This window comes from Actinomycetospora sp., from assembly GCF_055612215.1.
In genome coordinates, this window is record NZ_JBVPVA010000674.1 from 1 (window position 1) to 5,773 (window position 5,773).

At 74.8% G+C, this 5,773-nt stretch carries 6 protein-coding genes; 3 read left to right on the forward strand and 3 right to left on the reverse strand.

Annotated features, from left to right (window positions below; genetic code table 11):
• From AC0CYZ_RS18490 to AC0CYZ_RS18500, 3 genes are all read left to right on the forward strand, one after another.
• A partial coding sequence (locus tag AC0CYZ_RS18490; RefSeq protein ID WP_472217951.1) for an Lrp/AsnC family transcriptional regulator occupies positions 1-450 on the forward strand: 450 nt, incomplete at its 5' end.
• Positions 450-1,607 (forward strand): aminotransferase class I/II-fold pyridoxal phosphate-dependent enzyme, encoded by a 1,158-nt coding sequence (locus tag AC0CYZ_RS18495; protein WP_472217953.1) that lies wholly within the window; start codon positions 450-452, stop codon positions 1,605-1,607. The genes AC0CYZ_RS18490 and AC0CYZ_RS18495, both read left to right, overlap by 1 nt.
• Positions 1,604-3,022 (forward strand): MFS transporter, encoded by a 1,419-nt coding sequence (locus AC0CYZ_RS18500; protein ID WP_472217955.1) that lies wholly within the window; start codon positions 1,604-1,606, stop codon positions 3,020-3,022. Before AC0CYZ_RS18495 ends, AC0CYZ_RS18500 begins: the two co-directional genes overlap by 4 nt.
• Here AC0CYZ_RS18500 and AC0CYZ_RS18505 read toward each other — a convergent pair.
• The 3 genes from AC0CYZ_RS18505 to AC0CYZ_RS18515 all read right to left on the reverse strand — a co-directional run.
• Positions 3,019-4,272 carry a hypothetical protein gene (locus tag AC0CYZ_RS18505; protein WP_472217957.1) on the reverse strand — a complete coding sequence of 418 codons (1,254 nt, stop codon included), beginning with the start codon at positions 4,270-4,272 and terminating at the stop codon, positions 3,019-3,021. The genes AC0CYZ_RS18500 and AC0CYZ_RS18505 overlap by 4 nt on opposite strands.
• A gap of 114 nt (positions 4,273-4,386) precedes the next feature.
• Complete coding sequence (locus AC0CYZ_RS18510) at positions 4,387-5,340, reverse strand: DUF389 domain-containing protein (RefSeq protein ID WP_472217959.1); 954 nt, start codon at positions 5,338-5,340, stop codon at positions 4,387-4,389.
• 4 nt (positions 5,341-5,344) lie between these two features.
• Positions 5,345-5,773: amino acid--tRNA ligase-related protein (locus AC0CYZ_RS18515; RefSeq protein ID WP_472217961.1), on the reverse strand; the 429-nt coding region annotated here is incomplete at its 5' end.

A 5,773-nucleotide genomic window follows, 5' to 3' on the forward strand; every position in this document is an offset into this window, starting at 1 on the left:
GACGCGCACGCGAGCGTCGAACGCATCGCGACCCTGACCGGGATCGACGAGGCCTCGGTGCGCGAGCAGATCGCGGCGTGGGAGGCCTCGGGGGTCATCCGGCGCTACAAGACCGTGGTCGACTGGGACCGCTTCGGCGACGAGCGGGTGACCGCCTTCGTCGACGTCACCGTCGCCCCGGAGCGCGGCCGCGGGTTCGACGACGTCGCCGAGCGGATCGCCCGGTTCCGCGAGATCCGCGCGGTGCACCTGGTCAGCGGCGCGCAGGACCTCCGGGTCGAGGTGGAGGGCGCGTCGATGCGCGAGGTGGCCGACTTCGTGGCCCAGAAGCTCTCGGCGATCGACCGGGTCACCGCCACGTCGACGCACTTCCTGTTACGCCGCTACAAGGACGACGGCCAGCTGCTCATCGACCCCGAGCCCGACCAGCGGCTGTCGGTGACGCCCTGATGACACCGCAGAAGCCGTTCTCGCGGATCGTCTCGACGGTCCCCCCGTCGGGCATCCGCAAGTTCTTCGACCTGGCCCAGAGCATGCAGGGCGTGATCTCCCTCGGGGTCGGCGAGCCGGACTTCCCGACGCCCTGGAGCGCGCGCGAGGCCGCCATCCACGCCCTCGAGCACGGCGCCACCACCTACACCAGCAACTCCGGGCTGCTCGAGCTGCGCGAGGCGGTGTGCACCGACCTCGCCGACCGCTACGGCGTGCATTACCGCCCCGAGGACGAGTGCCTGGTGACCTCGGGGGTCTCCGAGGGGCTCGACCTCACGCTGCGCGCGCTGCTCAACCCCGGCGACGAGGTGATCGTCCCGGAGCCCTGCTACGTGGCCTACGCGCCGTGCGTCGCGTTCGCCGGCGGCGTCCCGGTGCCCGTCGCCCTCGACCCGGCCGACGCCTATCGGCTCGATCCGGCGATCATCGGCGCCGCGGTCACCGAGCGCACGAAGGCCGTCCTGTTCGGCTCGCCGTCGAACCCGACGGGGTCCGCGCAGAGCGCGACCGACCTCGCGGCCCTGGCCGCCCTCGCCGTCGAGCACGACCTCTGGCTGGTGTCGGACGAGATCTACGACCGGCTGACCTACCACGGCGTCCACACCCCGGTGGCCGCCGCGCCGGGCGCCTGGGAGCGCACGGTCACGCTCGGCGGGTTCTCGAAGTCCTACGCGATGACCGGCTGGCGGGTGGGCTACGTCTGCGCCCCCGGGCCGCTCGCGGCCCTCATGCACCGCATCCACCAGTACACGATGCTCTGCGCCCCGCACATGTCCCAGGTCGCCGCGCTCGAGGCGATGCGCACCGCGCAGGACGACGTCGAGGAGATGGTCGCCGACTACGACCGTCGCCGACGGTTGTTCGCCAAGGGGCTCGACGAGCTCGGCCTCACCTGCCCGGAGCCGGGCGGGGCCTTCTACGTCTTCCCCTCGATCCGCACCACGGGGATGAGCTCGCAGGACTTCGCCGAGGGGCTGCTCGAGCGGGAGAAGGTCGCCGTGGTCCCCGGCGACGTGTTCGGGCCGTCCGGGGAGGGCCACGTGCGCTGCTCCTACGCGACCTCGCTCCCCCAGCTCGAGCAGGCCCTGGAGCGCATCGCCCGCTTCGTCGCGTGACCGCGTTCCTGCGACGGCGCCGCGGCGGCGCGCCCGGGGACGGCGAGGCGTTCGACCGCCGGCTGATCCTGCCGATGATCCTCGGCGCGATCCTCAATCCGATCAACTCCACCATGCTGGCCGTCGCGCTGGTGCCGATCGGGATCGCGTTCGGTGCCCCGGCCTCGCAGACGGCGTGGCTGGTCACCGGCCTCTACCTCGCGACCGCGGTCGGTCAGCCCGTGGTCGGGCGGCTCATCGACCTCTACGGGCCGCGGCGGCTCTACCTCGCCGGTGCGGTGCTCATCGGCGCCGGCGGCGTGGTGGGGACGCTCGCCCCCTCGCTCGGCGTCCTCGTCCTCGCCCGGGTGCTCATCGGGTTCGGGACCTGCGCCGGTTATCCGGCCGCGATGAACCTCATCCGCCGCGAGGCGGAGCGCACCGGGCGCGAGAGCCCGCAGACCGTCCTGACGGTCCTCGCCGTCTCGACCCAGACGGTCGCGGTCGTCGGCCCGACCCTGGGCGGCCTGCTCATCGCCGCCGGCGGCTGGCACGCGACCTTCCTGGTCAACGTCCCGCTCGCGCTGGCCTGCCTGGTCCTCGGGGCGTGGTGGCTGCCGAGGGAGACACCGGTCGGGCGCGAGGGCCGCGCCGGGCTCGCGGCGCGGATCGACCTGGTCGGCATCGCGGCCTTCACGGTGGCGTTGGTGGCGCTGCTGGGATTCCTCGTCCACCCCGAGATGCGGCTCGCCGTCCTCCCGGTGCTCGCGGTCGCGGCGGGCGCGGGGCTGGTGTGGTGGGAGCTGCGGGCGGCGTCGCCGTTCCTCGACCTGCGCCTGCTGGCCGGCAACGGCCCGCTGCTCGCGACGTACGCGCGCTCGCTGCTCACCGCCGTCTCGTCGTACTCGCTGCTCTACGGCTTCACGCAGTGGCTCGAGGAGGGCCGGGGCCTGGACCCGTCGGTCGCCGGGCTGGTCCTGCTCCCGGTGTTCGGCGCCGGGATCGTCGTGTCGACGCTGACCGGCCGCAGCCCGGCGATCCGGGGGAAGCTCCTCGTCGGGGCGGCCACCCAGGTCGTCGTCGCCGCCGCGCTGCTGACGCTCGGCCCGTCGAGCTCGGTCTGGCTGCTCGTCGGGATCGCGGTGGTGGCCGGCGTGCCGCAGGGCCTGAACAACCTCGCGAACCAGAACGCCCTCTACCACCAGGCCACGCCCGAGCGGATCGGGTCGTCCGCCGGGCTGCTGCGCACCTTCTACTACCTGGGCGCCATCGTCGCGTCGACGGCGGGCGGGGTCGTCCTCAGCCCGCGGGCCGACACCCCCGGGCTGCACGACCTGGCCTGGTTCATGCTCGGCGCGGCCGCGCTCTTCGTCGTCGTGACCGTCGCCGACCGCTCCCTCGGGCGCGTGACGGCGGCGGACGCCGCCGGGCCCTAGCCGCCCGAGCACCTCGAGAAGGCCGGGAAGAGCGGCAGCGGCTCGTCGCCCCCGTAGGGCTCGAGCGCGGCGACGACGGCGCTCGAGAGGTCGGTCGTGGCGTCGTCGCGCTGGCGCTCGCCGTCGGTGCGCAGCCGACGCCAGTAGCCGGCCAGTACGGCGGCCGCGTGGTGCGGCGGGCGCCCGACGACGACCTGCTCGGGCCCGGCCCCCTTCCCCACGACGCCGGGCAGGAGCGAGCGGGTGCAGACCCACACCCACAGCGTCGTCGCGGCCAGGTGGCGCGGGCCGTAGACCGCGGGGTCGGCCAGCTCGGGCCACACCCCCGCCACCGCCGACTGCCAGGCCGCCGTCATCGCCTCGGTCATGCCCGTGGGGAGCACGGCGGGGCGGGCCCAGCCGGGGAACGGCAGCCGGACCGACGCCGCCGTCAGCGCGACGTCGCGGAAGCAGCCCCACTCGAAGTCGAGGAAGCGGGCCCCCGCGCCGGTGAGCAGGCAGTTCTCCGGGGAGACCTCCGAGGGGCTGAACGCGCGGTAGTGGGTGCCGCCGAGCAGGCCGGCCGCCGACCGGGCGTGCGCGACGGCGGCCGGGGCGGCCTCGACGCGCAGCAGGTGGGCGAGCAGGTCGGGGATCTCGGCGAGGGCGGAGCGGGCGTCGTCGGCCAGCGGGTCGCGCCAGTGGCGCACGCCGGAGCGGCGCAGCAGCGCCCCGAAGTCGCCCTCGCGCGCGGCCGTGGCCGCCTGCAGGCTCCCGAGCGCGCGGGTCGCCCCGAGCAGCGCCCGTTCGGCGGCCTTCGGGTCGTCGCCGTCGAGCTTGTCGGCGAGGCTCGAGCAGCGTCCGAGGTCCTCCAGGACGAGCAGGCGCTGCTCCGGGTCGTTCGCGTAGAGCGTCGGGGTCGCGCGGTCCTCGGCCGGCATCGCGGTGAAGAGCTGGCAGCTCGCAGCCTCGTACGGGAACGGGTCGACGCGCTCCGCGCCGTGCGCCTCCGGCCCGCCCAGGTAGTGCTTCACCACGACCGAGCGGGGCAGCGAGAACGGGTTCTCCGCGACCCGCACGCGGACCACCCGTGAGCGGGTGCTGCCGCCCAGGTCCTCGGCGTCGGCGAGCCGTACCCGGGCCCCGCTGCGACGGGTCAACAGCTCCTCGGCGAGCGCCACCGTCCGGTCGATCGTGTGGTCGGGACGGGGGTGACCGGGGCTGTCGAGAGAGGACGGGACGCTGGGGTCGTCGGCCGTGAGCGGGGTCATCAGACGGTGGAGCCTACCGGTCGGTTCGTCTGCTACTCGCGAGTAACCGAAACGTGACGGAGTCGGAATCGATGCACGACCGAGTTCGGATGGCCACGTTCCGGTTGCCCGCGATCACGCAGCGTGCGGCTTCCGGCTCGGCCGACGGGTCGCGGCGCCCCGCCCCCGGCTCCCCGCGAGGAGCAGCACGAGCAGGGCGGCGACGACGATCCCGACGACGTTCACCGCCAGCTGGGCCAGGGATCCCAGCGCCTGCGACCAGGCGCCGAGGACCGCCGCGACGGCCGCGAACCCGGCCGCCGGGACCGTCGTGACCGAGATGAAGACGCCGACCAGCACGCCGGATCCCGACCCCGCCAGCAGCGCCACCATCCCCGCGACCCCGGCGAGCAGGGCGACCAGCAGGTTCACCGGGCCGACGTGGTAGACGAAGGCGGTCTGGGTGAGGTCGCCCAGGGCGTCGTCGGTGACCGCCCCGGTGAGCCGGCCGAGCGCCGCGCCCGCGGTCGTCACCGCGAGCGCCACGGCGAACCCCACGACGAGGGCGGTGGCCGCCTCCCGGGCGAGCCGGGGCCGGCGGCGGGCGATCGCGACGGCGAGGGCGGCGAGCGGCCCGAACTCCGGGCCCAGCACCATGGCGCCGACGACGGTGACCGGCGAATCGGTCACGACGCCCACCGCGCCCAGCAGGCAGGCGATCGTCAGCATCACCGTGAAGGTGACCGTCAGCCGCGCGTCCTGGCCCGTGCGTGCGAGCAGCTCGTCCCAGATGACCGCGTCCACGCCCTCCCCGGGGGCGGCCTCCTCGGCCCGGTCGGCGGCGTTCGACACGACCGTGTCCAGCGCGAGCAGGTCGATCCCGCCGTCGCGGTCGATCCCGAGCCCCCGCAGGTGCTCGATGACCCCCTCGACCGCCTCGCGGGCGAGGTCGGCCTCGACGACGTCGCCCGCCGGCTCGACCGCACTCCCGGGCAGGACGACGACGTGGGTCGTCCCGGGGTCGTCGCGCAGGACCGCGACGACGTCGGGGGTCCGCTCCGACGGGCAGAGCGCGCGGAGGCGGATCACCGGCTCAGGCGGGGCCGGAGCCGCCCGCGTCGGGACCCTCGCCCGGGTCGTCCACCGGGCGCTCCTGGGGCTTGACCGGGTTGGCCGGCTTCGAGTCGACCCCGGCCTCCTTGCGTTGCAGCGCGGTGATCGGGGCGGGCGCCCCGGTCAGCGGGTCGTAGCCGCCGCCGGTCTTCGGGAAGGCGATGACGTCGCGGATCGAGTCCACCCCGGAGAGCAGCGCGCAGATCCGGTCCCACCCGAAGGCGATGCCGCCGTGCGGGGGCGGCCCGTAGGAGAAGGCGTCGAGGAGGAAGCCGAACTTCTCGCGCTGCTCCTCCGGCGTGAGGCCCATGAGCGCGAACACCCGCTCCTGCACGTCCTGGCGGTGGATACGGATGGACCCGCCGCCGATCTCGTTGCCGTTGCAGACCAGGTCGTAGGCGTAGGCCAG

What these genes read in the sequence shown, in the direction of transcription:
- AC0CYZ_RS18495 (WP_472217953.1), top strand. Translation starts at nt 450, where the DNA reads ATGACACCGCAGAAGCCGTTCTCGCGGATCGTCTCGACGGTCCCCCCG.
- AC0CYZ_RS18505 (WP_472217957.1), bottom strand. Translation starts at nt 4,272, where the DNA reads ATGACCCCGCTCACGGCCGACGACCCCAGCGTCCCGTCCTCTCTCGAC.